Source organism: Mycolicibacter acidiphilus (assembly GCF_018455725.1).
In the GTDB taxonomy this organism is placed as follows: Bacteria; Actinomycetota; Actinomycetes; order Mycobacteriales; family Mycobacteriaceae; genus Mycobacterium; species Mycobacterium acidiphilum.
Genome location: NZ_JAHCLR010000030.1, coordinates 1 through 22,310, shown reverse-complemented (window position 1 = coordinate 22,310; position 22,310 = coordinate 1). Strand labels below are relative to the sequence as shown.

At 68.4% G+C, this 22,310-nt stretch carries 22 protein-coding genes; 13 read left to right on the top strand and 9 right to left on the bottom strand.

The features are described from left to right. Positions 1 to 2: 2 nt before the first annotated feature. The 3 genes from KIH27_RS14505 to KIH27_RS14495 are packed head-to-tail and all read right to left on the bottom strand — an operon-like array spanning position 3 to position 3,496. Positions 3 to 1,520, bottom strand: coding sequence for a flavin-containing monooxygenase (locus KIH27_RS14505; RefSeq protein ID WP_214093665.1), 1,518 nt, complete (start codon positions 1,518 to 1,520; stop codon positions 3 to 5). A 30-nt stretch (positions 1,521 to 1,550) separates the two neighbouring features. Further along, positions 1,551 to 2,606: a PDR/VanB family oxidoreductase gene (locus KIH27_RS14500; RefSeq protein WP_214093664.1), complete on the bottom strand. Its 1,056-nt coding sequence runs from the start codon at positions 2,604 to 2,606 to the stop codon at positions 1,551 to 1,553. Further along, positions 2,603 to 3,496 (bottom strand): metal-dependent hydrolase, encoded by an 894-nt coding sequence (locus KIH27_RS14495; RefSeq protein WP_214093663.1) that lies wholly within the window; start codon positions 3,494 to 3,496, stop codon positions 2,603 to 2,605. The genes KIH27_RS14500 and KIH27_RS14495 overlap by 4 nt, the downstream gene beginning before the upstream one ends. A gap of 98 nt (positions 3,497 to 3,594) precedes the next feature. Between KIH27_RS14495 and KIH27_RS14490 the strand changes: the two genes are divergently transcribed. Next, positions 3,595 to 4,200: a TetR/AcrR family transcriptional regulator gene (locus KIH27_RS14490; protein WP_307856888.1), complete on the top strand. Its 606-nt coding sequence runs from the start codon at positions 3,595 to 3,597 to the stop codon at positions 4,198 to 4,200. On the opposite strand, the gene KIH27_RS14485 is transcribed toward KIH27_RS14490, so the two are convergent. After that, positions 4,201 to 4,818, bottom strand: a complete 618-nt coding sequence (locus KIH27_RS14485) for a TetR/AcrR family transcriptional regulator (RefSeq protein WP_214093662.1) — start codon at positions 4,816 to 4,818, stop codon at positions 4,201 to 4,203. A gap of 93 nt (positions 4,819 to 4,911) precedes the next feature. On the opposite strand from KIH27_RS14485, the gene KIH27_RS14480 reads away from it, so the two are divergent. Then, the gene (locus tag KIH27_RS14480) at positions 4,912 to 5,781 is read left to right on the top strand and encodes a short-chain dehydrogenase/reductase (RefSeq protein ID WP_214093661.1); all 870 of its coding nucleotides are present in this window, start codon (positions 4,912 to 4,914) and stop codon (positions 5,779 to 5,781) included. Between the two features lie 15 nt (positions 5,782 to 5,796). Here the strand turns inward: KIH27_RS14480 and KIH27_RS14475 are convergent, their stop codons facing one another. The 3 genes from KIH27_RS14475 to KIH27_RS14465 are packed head-to-tail and all read right to left on the bottom strand — an operon-like array spanning position 5,797 to position 8,376. Beyond that, on the bottom strand, positions 5,797 to 7,068 hold the full coding sequence (locus KIH27_RS14475; RefSeq protein ID WP_214093660.1) for a DUF445 domain-containing protein: 1,272 nt from the start codon (positions 7,066 to 7,068) through the stop codon (positions 5,797 to 5,799). Further along, positions 7,068 to 7,739, bottom strand: coding sequence for an Abi-alpha family protein (locus KIH27_RS14470; RefSeq protein WP_214093659.1), 672 nt, complete (start codon positions 7,737 to 7,739; stop codon positions 7,068 to 7,070). Before KIH27_RS14470 ends, KIH27_RS14475 begins: the two co-directional genes overlap by 1 nt. A 10-nt stretch (positions 7,740 to 7,749) precedes the next feature. After that, the gene (locus KIH27_RS14465) at positions 7,750 to 8,376 is read right to left on the bottom strand and encodes a TetR/AcrR family transcriptional regulator (protein ID WP_307856887.1); all 627 of its coding nucleotides are present in this window, start codon (positions 8,374 to 8,376) and stop codon (positions 7,750 to 7,752) included. A gap of 91 nt (positions 8,377 to 8,467) precedes the next feature. Between KIH27_RS14465 and KIH27_RS14460 the strand changes: the two genes are divergently transcribed. Genes KIH27_RS14460 through KIH27_RS14450 form a run of 3 tightly spaced genes read left to right on the top strand, consistent with a single transcriptional unit; the run spans position 8,468 to position 11,991 of the window. Beyond that, complete coding sequence (locus KIH27_RS14460; protein WP_214093658.1) at positions 8,468 to 9,364, top strand: metal-dependent hydrolase; 897 nt, start codon at positions 8,468 to 8,470, stop codon at positions 9,362 to 9,364. Continuing rightward, complete coding sequence (locus tag KIH27_RS14455) at positions 9,361 to 10,443, top strand: PDR/VanB family oxidoreductase (RefSeq protein ID WP_214093657.1); 1,083 nt, start codon at positions 9,361 to 9,363, stop codon at positions 10,441 to 10,443. The genes KIH27_RS14460 and KIH27_RS14455 overlap by 4 nt, the downstream gene beginning before the upstream one ends. A 30-nt stretch (positions 10,444 to 10,473) precedes the next feature. Beyond that, positions 10,474 to 11,991, top strand: coding sequence for a flavin-containing monooxygenase (locus KIH27_RS14450; protein ID WP_214093656.1), 1,518 nt, complete (start codon positions 10,474 to 10,476; stop codon positions 11,989 to 11,991). Between the two features lie 4 nt (positions 11,992 to 11,995). On the opposite strand, the gene KIH27_RS14445 is transcribed toward KIH27_RS14450, so the two are convergent. Then, positions 11,996 to 13,879, bottom strand: coding sequence for an acyl-CoA dehydrogenase family protein (locus KIH27_RS14445; RefSeq protein WP_214093655.1), 1,884 nt, complete (start codon positions 13,877 to 13,879; stop codon positions 11,996 to 11,998). Positions 13,880 to 13,947: 68 nt separating this feature from the next. Here KIH27_RS14445 and KIH27_RS14440 point away from each other — a divergent pair, with 68 nt between their 5' ends. The 7 genes from KIH27_RS14440 (at position 13,948) to KIH27_RS14410 (ending at position 20,709) form a co-directional block, all read left to right on the top strand. Beyond that, the gene (locus KIH27_RS14440) at positions 13,948 to 14,568 is read left to right on the top strand and encodes a TetR/AcrR family transcriptional regulator (RefSeq protein ID WP_214093654.1); all 621 of its coding nucleotides are present in this window, start codon (positions 13,948 to 13,950) and stop codon (positions 14,566 to 14,568) included. A 114-nt stretch (positions 14,569 to 14,682) separates the two neighbouring features. Next, on the top strand, positions 14,683 to 15,591 hold the full coding sequence (locus KIH27_RS14435) for a metal-dependent hydrolase (protein WP_214093653.1): 909 nt from the start codon (positions 14,683 to 14,685) through the stop codon (positions 15,589 to 15,591). A gap of 1 nt (position 15,592) precedes the next feature. Continuing rightward, positions 15,593 to 17,359: an SDR family oxidoreductase gene (locus KIH27_RS14430; RefSeq protein ID WP_214093652.1), complete on the top strand. Its 1,767-nt coding sequence runs from the start codon at positions 15,593 to 15,595 to the stop codon at positions 17,357 to 17,359. Positions 17,360 to 17,372: 13 nt separating this feature from the next. After that, positions 17,373 to 18,449, top strand: coding sequence for a PDR/VanB family oxidoreductase (locus tag KIH27_RS14425; RefSeq protein ID WP_307856886.1), 1,077 nt, complete (start codon positions 17,373 to 17,375; stop codon positions 18,447 to 18,449). 19 nt (positions 18,450 to 18,468) lie between these two features. After that, positions 18,469 to 19,473, top strand: a complete 1,005-nt coding sequence (locus tag KIH27_RS14420; RefSeq protein WP_214093651.1) for an alpha/beta hydrolase — start codon at positions 18,469 to 18,471, stop codon at positions 19,471 to 19,473. Between the two features lie 27 nt (positions 19,474 to 19,500). After that, a complete protein-coding gene (gene dapB / locus KIH27_RS14415) occupies positions 19,501 to 20,238 on the top strand; it encodes a 4-hydroxy-tetrahydrodipicolinate reductase (RefSeq protein ID WP_214093650.1) in 738 nt (245 codons plus the stop codon). Between the two features lie 33 nt (positions 20,239 to 20,271). Further along, positions 20,272 to 20,709, top strand: a complete 438-nt coding sequence (locus KIH27_RS14410; RefSeq protein ID WP_214093699.1) for a tetratricopeptide repeat protein — start codon at positions 20,272 to 20,274, stop codon at positions 20,707 to 20,709. Here the strand turns inward: KIH27_RS14410 and KIH27_RS14405 are convergent. Further along, a complete protein-coding gene (locus tag KIH27_RS14405) occupies positions 20,699 to 21,424 on the bottom strand; it encodes a chymotrypsin family serine protease (protein WP_214093649.1) in 726 nt (241 codons plus the stop codon). The genes KIH27_RS14410 and KIH27_RS14405 overlap by 11 nt on opposite strands. A gap of 87 nt (positions 21,425 to 21,511) precedes the next feature. On the opposite strand from KIH27_RS14405, the gene KIH27_RS14400 reads away from it, so the two are divergent. After that, positions 21,512 to 21,964 carry a flavodoxin family protein gene (locus KIH27_RS14400; RefSeq protein ID WP_214093648.1) on the top strand — a complete coding sequence of 151 codons (453 nt, stop codon included), beginning with the start codon at positions 21,512 to 21,514 and terminating at the stop codon, positions 21,962 to 21,964. Positions 21,965 to 22,310 lie beyond the last annotated feature (346 nt).

The following is a 22,310-nucleotide window of genomic DNA, read 5'->3' as shown; positions in this document are numbered from 1 at the left end:
TGTCAGACGGCGGCGGGTTCGCCGACGGAGTCGGTTTCGGGCGCGGTCTGCGGGTCCGGCCAGCGCACCCGGTAGTCGGCCAGGTCGGCGTGCCGGGTGCGGCGGTAGTAGCCGGCCGCGGAACCCGGCCACCATGCGACGATCCGTCCGGTGTTGCCGATGTAGTAGCTGTCGCAGCCGCCGGTCGCCCACACCGATGCGGCCAGCCGACGGTCCAGCGCGTCGTTGAACGCGTCCTGAACCTCCGAGCGGACCTCGACACTGCCGAGCCCGGACTCGATCACCTGCACCATCAGGTCGACGATATAGCGGATCTGGGCCTCGATGGTGATGACCAGGGAGTTGTACGGCGCGGAGTTCGGGCCGAGCGTCAGGAACAGATTCGGCAGGCCGTGTACCGAGATGCCGAGGTAGGCCTGCATGTCGCTGTCGCCCCACCGGTCGGCCAGGCTCCGGCCGTCGCGGCCGATGATGCGGGCGGTGAACGGGTTGTCGGCCACCTTGAAACCGGTGCCCATGATGATCGTGTCGACCTCGTGCCGTGTGCCGCCGGCAGTGATGACCCCGTCGGCGGTCACGCGCTCGATGGGCTCGGTCACCACGTCGACGTTGGGTGCGGACAGGGCCGGGTAGTAGGTGTTGGAGAACGTCGGCCGTTTGCAACCGAAGGTGTAGGCCGGCGTGAGCTTGGCCCGCAGCTGCGGGTCGGGGACCGCCCGCTTCAGGTGCCGCAGCCCGGCGCGGCGGAACCCGAAGAGCAGCCGCGGCGCGCGGGCGAACCCGGGCACCAGCGCCTCGAACATTGCTTTCATGGCCTGCCGCGATGCCTGCAGCGCCCCCGGCACCTGTTCCCAGGCGCCGCGCAGCAGCGGGCCGACCGACCGGTCCGGATGCGGCAGCACCCACGACGGCGTCCGCTGGAACACCGTCAGCGATCCGGCCTGTCGTTGTACGTGCGGTATCACCTGCACGGCTGATGCGCCGGTGCCGATGACGGCGACCCGGCGGCCGGTCAGGTCACGGGTGTGATCCCACCGCGAGGTGTGGAAGACCGCACCGGTGAAATCGCCGAGACCGGGGAAATCCGGGACCGACGGCGCGCTCAGCGGCCCGTAGGCGCCGATCACGAACTGGGCCGTGATGACACCGGAGTCGGTGCGCACCGACCAGCGCTGCGCCTGCTCGTCCCAGCGGCAGTCGAGAACCTCGCGACCGAACCGGATGAACCGCCTTACCCCGAACCGGTCCACGCAGTCGCGCAGGTAGTCCTGCAACTCCTGCTGCAACGGGAACAACCGGGTCCAGGCCGGGTTCGGCGCGAACGAGAACGAATAGACGATCGACGGCACGTCGCACTGTGCGCCCGGGTAGTTGTTTATCTGCCAGGTGCCGCCGACGTCGGGTTCCCGTTCGATCACGACGAAATCCTCGATGCCGCGAGCTTTGAGCTGAATGGCGGCGCACAGCCCGCTGAAGCCCGCGCCGATCACCACCACCTTCACCTGCTGGTCTGCCGTCATGATGTGCGCACTCCTTTATCCGTCGTGAACTCAGAGATCGATCACCAGATGGTCGCCGGCCGCCCGGGAGACGCAGGTGCACATCTGATTGCGGCGTTCGGCCTCGGTCAGTGCCCGGTCGCGGTGTTGCACCGCGCCGTCGAGCACATCCACTCGGCATGATCGGCAGAACCCCTGGCGGCAGGAGTAGGAGACGCCGGGCGCCTCGCGCCGGATGGCATCGAGCGCGGTCTCATCCGATGCCACCCGGATCGTGATGCCGGTGCGGGCCAGTGTCAGGTCGAACTCCCGGCCGTCGATCACCGGTGGTGGGGTGAAGCGCTCGGTGTGCAGCGAACCGGTTGGGTTGAGGCGGTCCATCGCGAGGTGCGCGGCGGCCAGCATCGGCGCCGGCCCGCAGACGTAGACCGCCGCCCCCGGCTCGGCTCGGGCGATCAGCGCGGCGATCTCCGGCGGGCCGGATTCGTCGTCGGCGTGGATCGCGGCGCCGGCGGGCAGCTCGTCGAGCAGCGGCATCGAGGCCCGGCTGCGGCCGGTGTACACCAGCTGTCCGCGGTCGCCGACCGTCTTCGCCATGGGCAGGATCGGCGTGATCCCGATGCCACCGGCGACGAACAGGTAGGACGTGGCGTCGACGAGATCGAATGCGTTGCGCGGACCGCGGATCCGGATCGCCGAGCCCTCGGCGAGCTCGTCGTGCACCTCCATCGATCCACCGCCGCCGGTGGCAATGCGGCGTACCGCGATCCGGTAGGCGGTCCGGTCGGCGGGGTCGCCGCACAGGGAGTACTGGCGTTGCCGGCCCGACGGAAGGAACACGTCCAGGTGTGCCCCGGGTGACCAGCTCGGCAGCGGACCGCCGTCGGGGGCGCGCAGGGTGAGCGTGACCACGTCGGTGGTGATGCGCTGCTTGCGATCCACCACCGCGGCGAACTCGAACCCGTGATAGCGCACCGGGTTCGACCGGGCCAGCAGCGGTGCCGCCTGGCCGGTGACGAAGAACCGCCGCCACGCGTCCATGGCCACTCCGCAGGCGCGCAGGCTCAACGGCACATGGACCCCGGCGGGGGCCGTCGGGGCGCTCATGCGCACTGCGCCGCACGTGCGGCCGGTGACTGGGCCAGATAGCGGACGGCTTGATCGGTTGAGCCCATCTGCGACGGGTGGAATCCCCGGCTGAGATAGCGGGGCAGTTCAGTGCCGAACAGGGTGACGTTCGGCAGCAGCCCGCTGCGGGTTGCGCGGATCAGTTGCCACAGCCAGCAGCGACCCTTGTCCGGTGCGGGATCGACACGGTACAGGTGGGTCGCCGAGATGATCAGCACCAGCAGCAGGATCGCGCTGGCCAGCAGACCGGTGCGGACCCGTCGGGCGTAGCTTCCGTCGACATACATGAATGCGTCGAACACCACGTCGCGGTGCTCGACCTCCTCGGCGCCGTGCCACCGCACCAGATCCAGCATCGCCGGATGCATACCGCGATCGACCAGGCTGTCGGCGTTGAGCAGCCAGTCGCCGATCACCGCGGTGAAGTGTTCCAGGCCGGCATACAGCCCCAGCCTCTCCTTGAGCCAGGCCGTCTTGGCGCGGCCGGTCAGCCCGTGGTCACCGAGCATCCGGTCAACCAGCCAGCCGATCTTGCCGACGAAGCCGTCGACGTCGAGCCCCAGTGACTGCAGGTGCTCCCGGGCGTGCTCGTGACTGCTGGCGTGCATCGCCTCCTGGCCGACGAATCCTCGGACCTCCTCGGCGAGGCGCTCGTCGTCGATGTGCGGGAGTGCCTCCGCCAGGGCGGTCGACATCGCCCGTTCGGCCTCCGGCAGCACCAGGTGCATGACGTTGACCGCGTGGGTGACGAGCACCTCGCCCGGGACGTAGTGCATGGGGACGCCGGAGAAGTCGAATTGGACGTCACGGGCGTTGATCGCATGTGCTTCGGTTCGGTAGGGGCGCTGCGTCGGTGTGCTCCGGGTCATAACGAGCAGTGTACAAAGCAACAAAATATTTAACAATGTTGCAGCAGATTATTGTCGGTGGATTCCGTGACGACCTGCGGTTTTGTTACCGTTGACTGGTGACGATCGTGGCGGCCCCGGCTGCTCTGGAGCCCGGGAGCCTGGAGGTGAGGATTCTCGACGCTGCGCTGGTCCGGTTCGAGAAGGTCGGCGTCAAGAAGACGACCATCGAGGACATCGCCCGCCAGGCCGGTGTCGACCGGGTGACGGTGTATCGCAGGATCGGTTCCCGTGATGACGTCGTTGGCGCGGTGACCAGGCGCGAGGTGGCGGCGGTGCTCGCCGACCTGGCGGCCGGCGCCGCCCAGCAGGACACCGTCGAGGACCTGGTCGTGACGGTCTTCAGCGTGATCATGACCCGGTGGCGCTCACACGCGCTGGTCAATCGGATGCTGGCCCTGGAACCGGAGCGTCTGATGGCCAAGCTGACCACCGACGGTGAGGAGACGTCGAACATGGGCGTCGCAGCGATGGTCGCGGTTTTCCGGGACGCGGTCCAGCGTGGGCTGCTGCCGGCGTCTGACGATCTGGTGACCCGCGTGGAACTGCTCTGCCGGATGATCCACTCGTTCTTCGTCGCACCGTTCGGAACGATCCGGCTCACCACCGATGCAGAACTGGCGGAGTTCGCCCGCGTCTATCTGGTGCCCCTGGTTACCGGCTGATCAGGTGCTCAGCACGGTCGTCATGAGCGCCGTGCAGTAGTCGACCAGTTCGTGCTTCGTCGCGGACAGGGTTCCGGCCTGGCGATCCAAGAACAGGGAAACCAGCGCACCTGACAACGCACTGATCTGCATCGGATGCGCCTCGGCGGTCTGCGCCGGCTCGCCGGTGAGCCCTGCCACGACCCCCGCCACGAATTCCGACAAGCTGACTGCGCCGTGTTCCCGCAGGGCGTCGCTGGCCAGCGTCTCCCGGAACAGGATTCGGCTGCGCCGAGGATCGGCGTCGAGGAACTCCACGGTGGCCCGGAAGGCTGAGCGCGTCCGCTGTTCCCGGGTGGCGGCCGGATCGCCGGAGGTGAGGGCTTCGAACACCGCGGTGGCCAGATCGTCGGCGACCCGGTCGTACACCGCGACGAGCAGCGCCGGCACGTCGGGGAAGCTCTCGTAGAAGTACCGCAGGCTCACCCCGGCACCGCGGCAGACCCCGCGCAGGGACGTTGCGCCGCACCCGGCTGTGCCCATGCACTCCAGGGCCGCGGCGAGTAGGCGTTCGCGCCGGTCGGCCGCCCGCTCGGCCGCCGGGCGGCCTCGCCACGGGTCGCCGGTCGGGGAGGTCACGGGCTCGATTCTCTCAGCTGAGGTTGACTTGCGCCGACATAATAGGAATCATCTGTTTCCTGTGTATCGGATCGATTCGTCAAGGGGTGAGCCGTGGTCGTCTTCCGCAACCGCAATCAGGGCCTGGACATCGGGGGCCGCGTCGCCCTGATCACCGGGGCCGCCCAGGGCATCGGGCTGGCATTGGCCCGTCGGCTGCACGCCGACGGCGCGTCGGTGGTGCTCGTCGACGTCGATCAGGCTGCGGCGGAGCGAGGCGCTGCGGCGGTAGGTGAGCGCGGGCTGGGGATCGCCGCCGACGTGCGGGACCGCGGTGCGATGGCCGCTGCGGTGGATGCCGCGGTCGACCGGTTCGGGAAACTCGACATCGTGGTGGCCAACGCCGGGGTCACCCCGACGCCGGCCACCCTGCGGATGCGTCCCGACAGCGACTTCGACCGGGTGCTCGGGATCAACCTGGTCGGCGTCTACAACACCGTCACGCCCGCCCTGGAGCAGATCATCGCCAACCGGGGGCACGCGGTCGTGGTGTCCTCAGCGGCCGCGTTCACCCCCTCGCCGGGCGGCTCGCCGTACATGATCAGCAAGGCCGGTGTCGAACAACTCGGCCGCAGCCTACGGCTGGAACTGGCCGGTCACGGCGCCAGCGTGCAGATCGCCTACTTCGGGATCGTCGACACCGCTATGACGCACGCGGTGCTGGACGACGACCCGCTCGGCCGTCAGTTGGATGCGATGCTGTGCTGGCCGCTGAGCCGGCGGATCACCGCCGAGCAGGCGGCGAACTCCATAGCCGGTGGAATCCGGCGGCGGGCCGCCAGCACGATGGCGCCGGCGGGCTGGCGGCAGTACAGCTGGCTGCGCGGGATGGTCAATCCGATCCTGGACGGCGCACTGGCGAAGAGCCCGGTGATCCGGGGATTGGTCGATCAACTGGAAAGCGGCTCGCCGCAAGCACGGTGAGACGCGCGCGGCCGGTCAGCGCGCCAAGTGCTCGATGAGGACCACCTGCAGCTCGCCGACCGCGAAACCGAGCGCAGCGCCGACACCGACCATGAGCATCTCGTCGTCCTTGAACACCGGTCGCAGGATGTCCTCGTACTGCTCCGGGGAGAGCTGGTCCATCTTCTCGACGATGAGGTCCTCGATGCCGAGGGTTTTCTTCGCGTAACCCCTGACGTCGTCGGTCTCTGCCGCCGTCTCCGACAAGTGCTTGAGGACCGTCTGTACGGCGGAGTCCTTCAAACGGCGATACCGTGCCGTTCCGATCGCCAGGCTGAGTGCGGATCCTGCCATCCCGACCTGCCGGTCCAGTGCTGCCGACACCTCGCGCTCGACGACGGCGAACAGCCGGTCGGCCGCCGGGCCGTGCAGGATCGCCTCGATGAGCACGTCAGTGGAGAACAGGTCGTCGGCCATGATGCGGGCGTAGTCGCGGGTCACCTGTGCCCGTCGGGCGTGCAGCACGCCGTGCAGGGTCACACAGCCCAGCAGTCTCCGCGGCTCACGCGGAACGAAGATCAGGTTCAGCGCCAGCCAGTCACTGGCGAAACCGGTGACGAATCCGAAACCCGGCATGATCCACGGATTGTGGAACAGCCCCCAGGCGACCATCTGCACGATCCCGATGCCGAAACCCAGGTAGATCCCACTGCGGCGGATGAACTTCATCGCCGCATCGCCCATCCCCATGACCAGCTTGTTGAGCTGAGCCTTGTTCTTCACCAGCGTCGTGACCGCCAGGTACTGCAGGTCGATGAACCGCGGCAGATCCTGACGCATTTCGGTGAGCAGGTTGTCGATGATGCCCGGAACGGCGGCCTGCAGACGGGACAGGACCGCCTGCCGTCCCACATTCGGCAGGGCGTCCCACACGCCCGGCCGGATCTGCTCACTCAGTTCGCGGGCCATGGTGTCGAGCGTCCGCGACAGTGGTTCCTGCAGATCCCGCACGGCCTGTGCGGCATCGACTTTGGCGAGGATGTCCTCGGGTCGCAGCAGTTTGTCGGTGAGTGTCTGGATTGTCATTGCGGCGGTCTTGCCGGCGCGGCGCGGCACCACGCCCTGCCAGCCGATCGGTCCCACTCCGATGAATCCGAGCGGCCGGTACAGCATCTGCAGTACGACGAGCTTGGTGATGTAGCCGACGAAGGCGGCGATCAGCGGCATCGACAGGTAGATGAACCAGTTCAGGCCGAAGTCCGCGACGATGTCGCTCCAGACCCGGGACCAGTCTGTCGCCGGCGGCATCACTCCGGGTCTCGCGCTCGGTTCGCCGCGGCCCACAGTTCCATTCCGAGCGCGGACAACCGCAGGGTGCCGTACTCGATGCGAGCCGGGAGCGGGCCGCGGCCGGCGGTCTTGACGGCCTGCAGCACCGCCGTGTCGGCAGCGAGGATCTCGTATTCGTCCTTGAGTGCGGCGTCCTCCGGGCCGGTTTCGACCAGGCTCAGGGCGAGAAGATGACTGACGTACATCGGCGTCAGGCGGGGGAGCGTGAGGTTGGCACTCTTGCCGATCAGCGCGATGTTCTCCAGTATCGCCTCGCCCGCCTGGCCGGTGCGGGTGCGGGCGTAGACACTGAGCAGGGCTGACGACGACCCGTCCGACAGGGCACTGATGACCCGGGCTTCGTCGGGAACCAGTTGATCGAGAATCCGGTGGAATAGTTCATCGCAGCTTGCCGCGGTGCTCTGCTCGACGGCTCGGTCGAGCAGACCGTGCATCTTTGCGCCGAGGCTCGACGGGTTCTCGCCTTCGACGGTCGTCGGGGCCGGGCGGTCGTGCGTGGCACCGCCGACCAGCCGGGACCGGACCATGTCGAAGATGCGCCGTTCAGTCCACAGCGCGGCCCGCAGGTAGCCGCGTACCGCCTGCTCGGTCAGATCGATAACCGCGGATGCGTCGAAGTCAGAAGCCATCGGGTGTCCTTCAATTGCCGGGCCGCGCGGCGCTGTCGGCGACGGCGATCGGCACCAGATGCGCTCGGGCGAACGCGGTGAGTTCGGGATAGTCGGCCAGCGGAACCACCGCGTGCGGGGTCAGGAGCACCGAGTGGGTGACGCGCACGAGCAACTCTGCGCGGGCCAACTGTTCGGCCGACGGGAGGGCATCGCCCAAGTCCGGGTAGAGGATCTGCAGGGTGACGCCGACCGCGGCGACCAGTACCGACTGTCCGTTGACTGTCAGTTGCTGCAGGGCCGAGTCGGTCTCCAGGGTCAGCAGCCGCTGCCACACGGCGTTGTTGCGCACTGCGGTCACGGTGGCGGCGAAGCTGACGGCGATGCGCTCGCACATGTCGTCGGCGGCGTCCGTGGCGGCCATCACCGCCGTGAACAGCCGCTGGGCTTCGCGGCCGAGTGCCGCGTCGATCAGGTCCTGCTTGCTGCCCACCCGACGGTAGACGGTGACCCGCCCGACGCCGGCCCGCTTGGCGACGTCATCGATGGTGGCCCGGCGAAGTCCCAGTTCGCCGAAGACCGCGAGTGCGGCGTCGATGATCACGTCGGTATCGGCCGATCCTTCGACCGTCGGTCCGGGTGCGGTTAGTGCGGCCACGCACGCCATGTTACAACGAATCATTGATACATTCCGAATAACTTTGTATCATCACGATCGCGGGGTTCGTGACGAGGCCGAAGGAGATCCGATGAACGCTTTGCGCCAGGTTGAGGTGCACGAGTACGCCGAGGAGTCGCTGGCGATCAACGCCCGGCACGTCCAGTTCTCCTGGGGCGGCGTCCCGTTGGAGTACATCCCGGGTGACTCGTATGCCACCCAGTTCTGGAACGTGATGCATCTGGTGCTGCCGGAGGGTGAGCGGGCGATGGCCGACGTCTTCGCCCAGACGCTCCCGTTGATCGACGACGAACGACTGCATGAGGAGGTCGTCGGCTTCGTCGGACAGGAGGCGACGCACGCCGCCACGCACGAGGGATTTCGGCGCTACCTCGACGCCAACGGGGTCGACGTCACCCCGATGGTGCGGCGCATCGAGTACATCGTGCACAAGATCTTCGGCGATCACGGTCTCACCGGCCGGGCGGCGGACAAGTGGCTGGCCGAGCGTCTGGGCATCTACGCCGCCGCCGAGCACTACACCGCGGTCATCGGCGAATGGCTGTTGGACAACGGCGAATTCGACCGTCGCGGTACCGACCCGACGATGCTGGACCTGCTGCGCTGGCACGGCAGCGAAGAATTGGAGCATCGCAACGTGGCGTTCGACGCGTTCAACCACGTCGACGGAAACTACTGGCGGCGGGCGCGCACCGCCGTGCTGGCGTCGCTCGGACTCGCGATGCTGTGGTTCGTCACATCGGCTGAGCTGTACCGGAAGGCCAAGGGGCCACGGCGATTCCAGCTGTGGTGGCCGCTGGCGTACTTCCGCTCCGCGCATCGCAAGCTGGTGCCCAACCTGTGGTTCCTGGTGCGCCAGACCTGGCTGTACCTGCAACCGGGATTCCATCCCTCGCAGATGGGTGACATCGACAAGGCGATCCGCTACCTCGCGCAGTCGCCGGCCGTGCAGGCGACGAAGCAATGAGTTACCTCGGCGCTCCGACAACCGACATCAGCGACGCCGGCTCCCTGGTGCGGGCGATGGGTTCGCTGGCCCAGCGCTACCGCCGGATCGTGGCCGATCCCGGGTCCGCCTCGCGATTCACCGATGCTCAGCCGGTGCGCCGCACCGGTTTCACCGCGGAGTTGCAGGTAGCCGGTGTCGACGTCGCCGCAACCGACGTCGCGGTGATCACCCTGGTCCGTCCCGACGGCGCCGCGCTGCCGGCGTGGACTCCCGGTGCCCACATCGACGTGTTCACCTCGATCGGACGGCAGCGGCACTACTCGCTCACCGGAGATCCCGCCGACAGCGGTTCCTATCGCATCGCGGTGCGCCGTATCCCCGACGGCGCCGGATCGGCGGAGATGCATGACCTGCGCGAAGGCGACACGGTGCGGATCCGCGGTCCGCGCAACGCGTTTCGCGTCACCGACGAGCCGGCCTATCACTTCATCGCCGGCGGTATCGGTATCACCCCGATCCTGCCGATGATCCGGGTCGCGGCTGCCAGGGGTTCCCGCTGGACGCTGGACTACCTGGGGCGCAGCCGGTCCACCCTGCCGTTCCTGAGTGAACTGGAGTCGCTGGCGCGCACCGGAACCCTGCGCATCCGCTGCGACGACGAGCACGGGGAGCCGGAGATCGCCGACCTGTTCGCCGGTGACGACTACCGCACCCCGGTGTTCCTGTGCGGCCCAACCGGTCTGATGGATGCCGTCACGACGTATCTCGACGGGCAGCCTGTCCGCCCCCGGGTGCACAGTGAACGGTTCACCGCGCCGGCCGTGCGCGGGGAGACGCCGTTCACCGCGGTGCTGGCGCGTTCGGGCCTGACCGTGGAAGTCGGTCCGGATGAGTCGGCGCTGACCGCGATCCGCCGGCAGTTGCCGATCGTCAACTACTCCTGCCAGCAGGGCTTCTGCGGCGCCTGCAAGACCACGGTGCTCGACGGCCAGGTCGACCACCGGGACCGTGTGCTGGTCGGCGACGAACTGGCGGACTCGATGATGATCTGCGTGTCACGCGGCGCCGGCGGCTGCCAAGTCGTCCTGGACCTGTAAGCAACCCCGATTCCGACAGCGAGGCAACCCATGACCACGTCCCACCATCAGGTCGGCATCATCGGCGCCGGATTCGGCGGATTGTGCACCGCGATCAGGCTGAAGCAAAGCGGCTCAGACGATTTCGTGCTCTTCGAGCGGGACTCGGGCATCGGCGGCACCTGGCACGCCAACACCTACCCCGGCGCGCAGTGCGACATTCCGTCGGCGCTGTACTCGTTCTCGTTCGCGCCCAACCCGGACTGGACCCGGCTGTACCCGCTGCAGGCCGAGATCAAGGGGTATCTGCAGGATTGCGCGCGCCGGTTCGACGTCGAACGGCACATCCGGTTCAACGACGACGTGACCGACGCGCAGTGGAGCGACGACGCCCAACTCTGGCGGATCACCACCGCGTCCGGACACCGGTGCACGGTGTCGACCCTGGTCGCCGCGACCGGTCCGTTCAGTCAGCCGTCGGTGCCCGTGATCGATGGGATGGCCGATTTCGACGGCCCCGTGCTGCATTCGGCCAAGTGGGATCACTCGGTCGATCTGACCGGCAAGCGGGTCGCGGTGATCGGGACCGGCGCCTCGGCGGTGCAGATCATCCCGCAGCTGCAACCGGCCGTCGAACAACTGGTGGTGTTCCAGCGCACCGCGACGTGGATCATGCCGCACCCCGACCGGCCGGTCAGCCCGAGGACGCGCCGCACGTTCCGCCGCCTCCCGGTGCTGCAGCGCGCGCTGCGCGAATCGGTGAACCTGGTGCAGGAGGCGATGGTTCCGGGCCTGATCTATCAGCCGGCGCTGTTGAAGTCCGCTGAGGCCATCGGCCGCTGGCACCTGCGCCGTCAAATCGCCGACCCCGATCTGCGCGCCAAGCTCACCCCGCACTACACCTTCGGCTGCAAGCGGCCTACGTTCTCCAACAAGTACTTTCCGGCGATGGCCGCGGCCAATACCGTCGTCGAGACGGCACCGGTCGAGCGGATCACGCCGACCGGAATCCAGGCCCGCGACGGGCAGCACTACGAACTGGACGCGATCATCCTGGCGACCGGCTTCGACATCACCGGCAACGACGGCTTCAACCGGATCCGCGGTCGCCACGGCCGGACGCTGGCGCAGACCTGGGCGGACGACGCGATGTCGACGCACCTGGGCACCACCATCGCCGGCTTCCCGAACCTCTACATGATCCTGGGGCCGAACTCGGCGATCTACACCTCCCAGGTCGTCACGATCGAGGCCCAGGTCGACTACATCATGTCGGCGCTCGATCTGATGAGGCGTCGCGGCCTGCGCAGCCTGGAGGTGCGCCCAGAGGTGCAGCGTGAATTCGTCGCCAAGACCGATCGGGTGCTCGCCGGGTCGGCGTGGAACAGCGGCGGCTGCAGCAGCTACTACCTCGGTGCGGGCGGCCGCAACGTCACCTTCTGGCCGGGCTTCGCCCGCAGCTTCCAGAACCGCATGCGACGGCTGCGGGCCGGCGATTTCGTGGCCCGGGTGGCCGGGAGGTCCGCCGATGTCGTGCCGGCGCCGGTCCCGGCCGAAGCGGTGCGCTGATCGGTTACGGGTTCATCGCGTACGCGCCGGCCAGTCCGCGCACGGCCGTCACCACCCGGTCTAACCGCTCCGGGTCGGCCACCGGCTGACGGATCAGATCCAGGGCGCGGGCGCGCTGCGCGACGGTCGCCGCGGCGTGGCAGTGCAAACGTGTTGCGTGCGTGGAGAAGTCGGTGACCAGCACTTCGAACAGCTGATCCAGCAGGTCCGGGTCGGTGCCCTCGATCGCGGCCTGCTCGCAGATCAACTGGGCGTAGGGCAGCAGCGTGAACAGCTCGCCGATGGCGAACAGGAAGTCCACGTCGCGCTGCTGCTCGGCGTTGGGGGTTGCGACGGCCAGCAGCGTCTGAAACGCCTCGGCCTGGGCGGTGAACACAGCCACGTTCGGGATGTGCGCGAACTGCGCCAGCACCGGTCGCCAGTCGGCGAAGGCGATCTTGCTCAGCCCGCTGCTGGGGCCCTGGTCGAACAGGAAGTCGTCGTTGCCGGCGTCCCGTCGGCGCGGCACCGCCGGCTGCGGGAACGGCGACGTGACCAGGGGGATGACCGCGGCGCCGGCGCGGTGCAACCCGCGGGACAGCGCCCGCACCACCGGTCCGGGCGCCCGCTGCACCCCCAGTGCGCGCAGCGCGGCCAGTCCGCCGTCGGTGGTGCGGAACATGTAGTTGGACATGAACTTCAGCGACAGCGCCATGTTGACGTGCACGGTGCCCTCCAGTCGGGGCAGCCCGGTCACCCCGATCAGCGCCATCGGGAAGTACATGTCGGACTCGAACGCCCGCGCGGCGATGACGTCGGCCAGCAGCGTGATGATCTTCTCGCCCTCGCGGGTGACGGTCATCTTCTCGATCGCGTTGAACAGCAGGTACCGCCGGTCGCCGGCCGATGCGCTGCGCAGGTAGTCGACGGCGCGCTCGGAGTACAGCTTCATCCCGGCCAGCCGGGCGTAGGCCTGTGCGGTCATGGCGCGGATCTGTGGGAACTCGGTAACCCGGTGGCCGAACAGCACCCGGTTCTCGGCGTGGGTCAGCGCCTCGTACATGGCGTGCTCGCAGGCGCCGATCGCGCCGAACCCGAGGTTGAACTTGCCGATGTTGACGGTGTTGATCGCGGCGTGGAAGGCGGCCTTGCCTTCGTGCAGCACATCCTCGGCCGCCACCGGGTAGTCCTCAAGATCGAATGCGGCGACGTACATCTGGCCGTCGACCACGTTGCGGCGCAACTTGTACGCCGGGTGCTGTGAGTCGGCGGCGAAGAACAGGTAGCCGGCGTAATCCGATTCCGGGCGGTGCCGGTCGATGTCGGTGCTGTCGATGATCGGCTGATCGGCGCGGCGGCCGAACACCGACACCATCGCGGCGGCGTTGCCGTTGCCGATGTAGTACTTGCCGCCGGTGGCGGTGAACGCGCCGTCGCCGGTCGGGGTCAAGACCATGTCGGTGGCGTACACGTCGGCGCCGTGATCGCGTTCGGACAACCCGAACGCGAAGATCTCCCCGGCCTCCAGGGCGTCGGCGGCCCGCTTGCGCGCGGCTGCGTTACCGGACTGCCAGATCGGACCCAGCCCGAGGATCGTGACCTGCCAGACGTACCAGTACTGCATGCCGTAGAAGCCGAGGATCTGGCTGTACATCGCATTGCGAGCGGTGTCCCAGCGCTTGTCCGGGTCGCCACCGGCGTCGGCTGCGGGGGTCAGGAACGTCGCGAAGATCCGCTCCCGGCGCACCATGTCCAGGAAATCCGCGTACCAGACGCGATCGCAGTCCTGCTGCTTGAGCCAAGCCTTGCCGCGCCCCTCGAAGAAGTCGATGGTGGCGGCGAACAACTCCCGGGTGCGGGTGTCGAACTCGGTGAAGTCGGGGGAGTGCGGGTTGAACAGCTCAGGCATGGGGTAAAGCTACAGCATTGAAGGAAAAATATTCATTCGTGTAGGAATCGGTTAGAGTGGCGAACACCATGAGCGCACCCGCGAAATCCCGAGCCAGTCATCTGGGGCCGGAACGGCGCCGGCCGATGGTGCTGGACGCGGCGCTGGACATCGCGGTGCGCGACGGCGTGAACGCGGTCACGATCGGCGCGGTCGCCGACCGTCTCGGCGTGACCCGCCCGGTGGTGTACGCCTGCTTCGCCGACCGGGTCGAGTTGATCGAGGCGCTGCTGGAGCGCGAACACATTCAGCTGGTCGCCGACGTGCTGGCCGCGCTGCACTCCACCGGCGGCGACGATCCGCAGGCGGCCTTCACCGACGGCTACCGCGCGCTGCTCAGTGCGGTCGGGGAGCGCCCCGCCTCATGGCAGTTGATCTTCGCCGCGGCACCGGATGCGGCGGTCGCCGACCGGTTCCAGCGTTCGCGCAGTGGGCTGGCCGCTGAATCCGCCCGATGGATCCGGCCGGCGCTGGCGCGCTGGTGGGACACCGCCGACTTGGACCGCAAGCTGCCGGTGCTGATCGAACTGTTCGTGTCGTCGTGCGAGGCCGCGGTGCGGTCGCTGCTGGACCCGCAGGTGGATTGGACCGCCGATCAGTTGGCCGAGCTCTACGGGCGAGTGATCGCCGAGGCGTTGCGGGTTGCGTGACCTCCGCCACAATGGTCTGAGGGAACGCCAATCGGATCGTTATACTTTTGCAAGCAGTCTGTCGAAAATGAAGACAATCTATATAGAAATGTAAATCCTGACAGGGGGTTTGACATGCTGAAAGTCGATGACACCGCAGCTGGTCCGCACGACGCCTCGATCGACCACGAGCGGATCGTGCTGCAGGCCCGTGACGTCTGGTTCGACTGGTCGAAGCTGCCGGTGCACTACGTGCCGGGCGAGCCGTTCGCGACGCACTTCTGCAACGTCCTGCACCTGCTGCTGCCGGCCGGCGAGGAGTTCTTCGTCGAGGTCTTCAAACAGGCGCTGCCGCTGATCAAAGACGATCAGCTGCGCCTCGACGTGCAGGGCTTCATCGGCCAGGAGGCCACCCACTCCCAGGCGCACGCCGGGGTCGTCGACCACCTGGCCGCCAAGGGCATCGACATGTCGCCCTACACCGACCAGGTCAAATGGCTGTTCGAGAAGCTGCTCGGCGACAAGCCCAAGTGGAGCAAGCGGCGTCAGCAGCGCTGGCTGCTGGAGCGGATCGCGCTGGTGGCGGCCATCGAGCACTACACCGCGATCCTCGGTGAGTGGGTGCTCGACTCGCCGGCTCTCGACCAGGTCGGCTGCGACCCGGTGATGCTGGACATGCTGCGCTGGCACGGCGCCGAGGAGGTCGAGCACAAGGCCGTCGCGTTCGACGTGATGAAGCACCTGCAGGCCGGCTACTGGCGCCAGGTCCGCACCCAGCTGGTCGTCACCCCGCTGATGCTGTGGTTGTGGGTGCGCGGTCTGCGGTTCATGTACCGGATCGACCCGGAGCTGCCGCCGGGCACCAAGGCCCGCTGGCGGGACTGGTTCACCGTGTCCAAGCGTGGGATCGTCCCGGCGCCTTTCGAATTCGTCCCGGCGATCACCGCCTACTACAAGCGCGACTTCCACCCGGCACAGCTGGGCGGGGTGGAGAAGGCGGTCGACTACCTGGCGATCTCCCCGGCAGCGAGGGCTACCCACTGACATGACTATTGACACCACTGTCGCCGCAACCGACGGCGTCATGCTGGCCGTGCACGCCTACACCGACATCGACCCGAACCGGCCGACGATCCTTGCCATCCACGGCTACCCCGACAACCACCACATCTGGGACGGGGTGGCCGAGGAACTCGCCGCGCAATACCCCGGCCGTTACAACATGGTGGCCTACGACGTGCGCGGCGCCGGCGACTCGTCGGCACCGGACGACCGGGCGGGGTATCTGTTCCCGCAGTTGATCGCCGACGCCGGTGCGGTCATCGACTCGCTCGGGGTGGACAAGGTGCACCTGCTCGGCCACGACTGGGGTTCGATCCAGGGCTGGGCGACCGTCACCGACCCCGCCCAGATGCCGAAAGTCGCGTCCTACACCTCAATTTCGGGTCCGCACCTGGATTACGCAGGCAAGTTCCTGCGCTCGCCGCGCCGGCCGCGCGCGGTCGCCGACGTCGGCCGGCAATTGTTGGAGTCCGGCTACATCTGGCTGTTTCTGACGCCGCGGCTGCCGGAGGCGCTGTTCCGATCCGGGCTCGGGGGACGGGTCATCGACACGCTGGAACGGATCGGGCGGTCCAGCACCCGGACCCGGCGTCAGGCGGACTACCGGGCGGTGAACGACTACACCAACGGGCTCAACCTGTATCGGGCGAACATGCCCGCCCCGATGCTGTTCCCCGCCGACCCGCTCCCGTCGACAACCGTTCCGGTACAGACGATCACACCGCGCAAGGACCTGTTCGTCAGCCCCGCGCTGCAGCGGTTCACCGGGGCGATCTCACCGGGTAGCCGCGTGGTGCCGATCGAGGGCGGGCACTGGGTCGTCACCAGCCGGCCTGACGTCGTCGCGCGTCTGACCGCCGACTGGGTGGACCGGGCCGAGGCCGGCGACGCCACCGCCGGCGCGGCAGCCGTGCGGACCGGCCCGCGTGACGTGCGCGGCAAACTGGCACTGATCACCGGTGCCGGAGCCGGCATCGGCCGGGCCACCGCGATCGAACTGGCCCGGCAGGGCGCGGCCACCGTCATCGTCGTCGACCGCGACTTGGCCGCCGCCGAGAAAGCCGCCGCGGCCGTCGTCGAAGCCGGTGCGGCAGCCGCCGCCTACCAGGTCGACGTCACCGATGCGGACGCCGTCAATGCGCTTGCCGCGCAGGTGAAATCGGAGCACGGAGTCGTCGACATCCTGGTCAACAATGCCGGGATCGGGATGGCCGGCCGGTTCTTGGAGACCACGCCGGAGAACTGGGACGCGATCCTGGCCGTCAACCTGCGCGGGGTGATCTCTGGAAGCCGGGCGTTCGCCGCGCAGATGGTGGAGCGCGGGCAGGGCGGCACGATCATCAACGTGGCGTCGGCGTCGGCGTACCTGCCGTCGAAGTCGATGATCGCCTACAGCACCACCAAGGCCGCGGTGCTGGCGTTCAGCGAGTCGCTGCGCGCCGACCTGGCCGACGAGGGCATCACCGTCACCGCGGTCTGCCCGGGCTTCGTCAACACCAACATCGCCAAGAGCACCGTCTACGCCGGGATGTCACCCGAGGAGCAGGACCGTGCGCGGGTCAAGGCCGACAAGGCCTACCGGCGCCGCAACTACACCCCGGAGGCCACCGCCAAGGCGATCGTCAAGGCCGTGCACAGCGGGCCGCCGGTGCTGCCGATCGCGATCGAGTCGAAGATCGGCTACGCCATGCGCCGGATCAGCCCGACCGCGCTGCGGCTGCTGGCCCGCTACGACATCCGCCAGAATTGAGTTGAGAGCGCCTGTGTCTGAACACATTTGGAAGAGCCGGCCTGCTGATCTGTACGGCCGGCGTAAGCACGACCGGTTCTACGCCATGCTGTACGGCGCGGTGACGATCTTCAAAGCCTTCCCGTTCGCCTCCCGGTGGACCGAGGATCGGGTGCAACCGGTGTCGCGCACGATCACCGCGGTGATCACCAAGCGCGAGATGGTCACCCCCGACGTGGTGGCGTTGACGTTCGCCGACCCCGACGGCGGCCTGCTGCCCAGCTGGACGCCGGGCGGGCACATCGACGTGCAGCTGCCGTCAGGCCGACGCCGGCAGTACTCGCTGTCCGGAGTGCCCGGCAAACGCACCGAATACCGCATCGCGGTGCGCCGCCTCGACGACGGCGGCGGCGGGTCGATCGAGATGCACGAGGCGTACGCCGAGGGCGACACCCTGGTCTTCGAAGGCCCGCGCAACGCGTTCTACCTCGGCTCGGGCGAGACCGACGTGCTGTTCGTGATCGGTGGCATCGGGGTTACGCCGATCCTGCCGATGCTGCGCGAGGCGCAGGCCCGCGGAATCGACTGGCGGGCCGTCTACGCCGGGCGCAGCCGGGAGTACATGCCGCTGCTCGATGAGGTGATCGCGGTCAACCCGGACCGCGTCGCCGTCTGGGCCGACGACGAACACGACGGTTTCGCCACCACCGAGCAGCTGCTGGCCGACGCCGGCCCGACCACCGCCGTGTACGTGTGCGGGCCGACGCCGATGCTGGAGGCGGTACGCATCGCCCGCGACGAGCACGCCGAGGCGCCGCTGCACTACGAGCGGTTCAGCCCGCCGCCGGTGGTCGACGGGGTGCCGTTCGAACTGGAACTGGTCCGCGCCAAGCGCCTCCTGCTGATCCCGGCCGACCGGTCGGCGCTGGACGTCATGCTCGACGCCGACCCCACTACGGCGTGCTCCTGCAAGCAGGGGTTCTGCGGGACCTGCAAGGTCACGGTGGTCTCCGGGGACGTGGACCGTCGCGGCCGCACCGCCGAGGGGGAGGGCGAGATGCTGGTCTGCGTGTCGCGGGCCAAGGGCGGGCGCATCGTCATCGACGCCTGATCCGCCCTAGACTGCGCAGATGCCCAGCGTCGCCACGCCGCAGAAGGCCAGCCTGCTCGCCAGGATCATCTACGCGGTCTTCGCGGCGATCATGCCGCGGCTGGTGCGGTGGGTGAACCGGCGCGGCGGCCCGCAGGCCACCGCCGGACAACTGGTCGCACTGGGACGGCGCACCAACACCCTGGCGAGACTGCAGCGGGTGCGGCCGTTCTTCGGGGTGCGGTTCGAGCGTGCGGTCGACTCGCCGGTTCCGATGGAGGTGGTCCGCCGCACCGACTGCCATGCGCCGTTCAGTGATGGCGTAATCCTCTACTTCCACGGTGGCGGGTTCTTCACCGGCGGCCTGGACACCCACCTGCACTTCGTGGCGACCCTGGCCCGGCGCACCCGGTTGCCGGTGGTGCACGTCGACTACCGGCAGTTCCCGCGGGTGACCGTCGACGGGTCGGTGCACGACTGCGTCGAGGCCTACCGCTGGCTGCTGGCCCGGGGCGCCGACCCGGCCAAGACCGTGATCGGCGGCGACTCGGCCGGCGGCTACCTGACCTTCGCCACCGCACTCGCCGCCCAGCAGCAGGGGATGCCGGCACCGGCCGGGGTCATCGGCATCTCGGCACTGCTGGAACTGGACGGTGTCGGCCGGGTCGGGCACGAGAACCTGGGGCGCGACGCGTTCGGGGTGGACGTGGCACTGCCGGACCTGATGGACCAGGTGTGCCCGTCGCCGCAGATGCGCCGCGAACTCGACCCGATCAACGGCGCGCTGGACACCATGCCACCGGCGTTGCTGACCGCCGCCGAGTCGGAGATCCTGCGCTGCGACGCCGAGCGGCTCTGCGCGGCGCTGCACCGTCACAACCGGCCGTGCGAACTGCTGGTCTGGCCGAGCCAGATCCACGCCTTCCCCGCCGTGCTGCCGTTCCTGCCGGAGAGCAGGGCCGCGGTGACCGCCATCACCGCCTTCATCGCTGAGCGGCTGGCCGAGGCTGCCGAACCCGGGCAGACCCGCCGGGACGCATCCTGACGTTTGCCGGCCAGTAGGGTGACAGCCATGCGAGTTGCAGTGCTGGGCGCCAAGGGCAAGGTCGGAGCCACCATGGTCGAGGCGGTGCGTGACGCCCCGGATCTGACCCTGTCGGCCGAGGTCGACGCCGGTGATTCACTGAGCCTGCTCACCGACGGCGAGACTCAGGTCGTCATCGACTTCACCCACCCCGACGTGGTGATGGACAACCTGAAGTTCCTGATCGACAACGGTATTCACGCCGTCGTCGGCACCACCGGGTTCACCGCGGAGCGCCTGGAGCAGGTGCGCACCTGGCTGGCCGCGAAACCCGGTGTGGCGGTGCTGATCGCGCCGAACTTCGCGGTCGGGGCGGTGCTGTGCATGCACTTCGCCACCCAGGCCGCCCGGCACTTCGAATCGGTGGAGGTCGTCGAACTGCACCACCCGCAGAAGGCCGACGCCCCGTCGGGCACCGCCACCCGCACCGCCCAGCTGATCGCTGAGGCCCGAAAGGGATTGCCGCCCAACCCCGATGCCACCAGCACCGGGCTGCCCGGCGCCCGCGGCGCCGACGTCGACGGGGTTCCGGTGCACTCGGTGCGGCTGCGCGGACTCGTCGCCCACCAGGAGGTGCTGTTCGGCACGATGGGGGAGACGCTGACGATCCGGCACGACAGCATCGACCGCACCTCGTTCGTGCCCGGTGTGCTGCTGGGGGTCCGCAAGGTTGCCGAGCACCCCGGTCTGACGATCGGCATCGAACCGCTGCTCGACCTGAAATAGCCGGGAGAACCACAGGTGTCACGCATCCCGAAGATGCAGTTGCTGCTCGGCTTCATGTGCCTGGCGCTGGTGGTCTACCTGGCGCTGCTCGGCCGCATCGCGATCCTGCTGATCGCCTCCGGCTCACCGGCATCGATCGGGCTGGGTCTGGCGGTGCTGATCATGCCGGTGATCGGCGGGTGGGCGCTGTACGCCACCCTGCGTGACGGCTTCACCCATCAGCGGCTGTCCCGGCTGATCGCCGCCGAGGGAATGGAACTCGACGTCAGCGAACTGCCGCGGCGACCGTCCGGCCGCATCGAACGCGAGGCCGCCGACGCACTGTTCGGCGCCGTGCAGGCCGAGCTCGACGCCGACCCGCACAACTGGCGGCGCTGGTACCGGCTGGGCCGCGCCTACGAGTACGCCGGGGACCGGGGCCGGGCCCGCAAAGCACTGCGCACCGCCGCGGAGTTGCAGGCTAACGGTTAGGTGCGGGAACCGGTGGCGTGAGGGTGAACCCGGCGCCCGGACCCCCCTTGGCGTTGAGGTCGGCCAGGACGGCGTTGATCGAGGTGACCTCCGGCTTGTCGCGCTGCGGGACCTCCCAGTCACCCATGATCTGGTCCCCGATCATGGTGGTGTCCCACACCGGGCAGCGGGTGTCGTCCGGGAAGTAGCCGCGCGTCATCCCGACCAGAAGGTTGTCGACGGTCACCGGGGCGCCGCTGTCGGCGGGGTTGCCGCAGGCGTGGATCACCACGGTGTCCGGGTCTACCCCCGCGGTCGAAACCCGCATGCATTTGATCCCGTTGCGCTGGCTGTCCCGGCAGGCCCACTGGAAGTAGGTGGCATCCGGGCCTACCCCGTTGATCGCGAACCCGGCGAAGTCGGACGTCGGCGCCACCTTGGCGGCGTCGAACTTGATCACCGCGTAGTCCAGGCTCGGTTCCACGGCGACGACGGTGCCCAGCGTGCCGGGTTGCCATCCGGCGGCCACCGGTGAACCGGGTCCGCCGCAGGCGGTGGAGGTCAGTCCGACCACGTCGCCCGCGCGGTCGGTGCCGATGGCGCCCAGGGTGCAGGTGGTGTTGTTGACGAGGATCGCCGCACCACCGCCGATCACCACTCCACCGTCGGCGGTTGCCGTGGGCACCGCACCCGAGCCGGCCAGCGCCAGCGTCGCCGCCGCGGCAACCGTGAACATCGATCGCCCTCCGAGCGCCACGCATCCACCTCCATTACCGTGAGTCACACCTGCCGTAATCCTTCGTCAGACTACGAGGATCCGCCGATGCCACGCCTGCTGATCGTCCACCACACGCCGTCGCCGTTCTGCCAGGCCATGTTCGAGGCGGTGGTCTCCGGGGCGACCGATCCCGAGATCGAAGGGGTCGAGGTGGTGCGCCGGCCGGCGCTTTCCGTGTCACCGACCGACATGCTCGACGCCGACGGGTATCTGCTGGGTAGCCCGGCGAACCTGGGCTACATCTCCGGTGCGCTCAAGCACGCCTTCGACGTCTGTTACTACCCGATCCTGGACGCCACCCGGGGCCGACCGTTCGGGCTGTACCTGCACGGCAACGAGGGCACCGAGGGCGCCGAACGCGCCGTCGGGTCGATCACCACCGGGCTGGGCTGGGTGAAGGCCGCCGACTACGTGGTGGTGTCGGGCAAGCCGACCAAGGAGCAGTTGGCGGCGTGCTGGGAGTTGGGGGCGACGGTGGCCGTGATGCTGATGGGGTGAGCGGGCATCGTCAGGGGCGGGGATCTGCCCCCACCGCTGACGGACCCTGACCCTCCGAGCGTGTAACCAGTTCGGAAAATTGCCCCCCGCAAATCGCGCCACGAGTACACGTACGGCGCGGGGCGCTTCGGGCGGCACAGGCATCACATCGTGGTGGCAAGTCGGGAACCTACCTGCTGCATGCGTCCCGTCAATACCGCCAAAGGTGCGGGTTTTGCGCAGAACTGCATTGCGTCATTACTGCAATGTCGGGATACTGTCGTCATGGCGTTTCATGGGTATGTCGGGGTGCAATCACGGGGTGTTGTCGCGCTGCCGGCGGAGGTCCGGCGTCGGCTGCACCTGG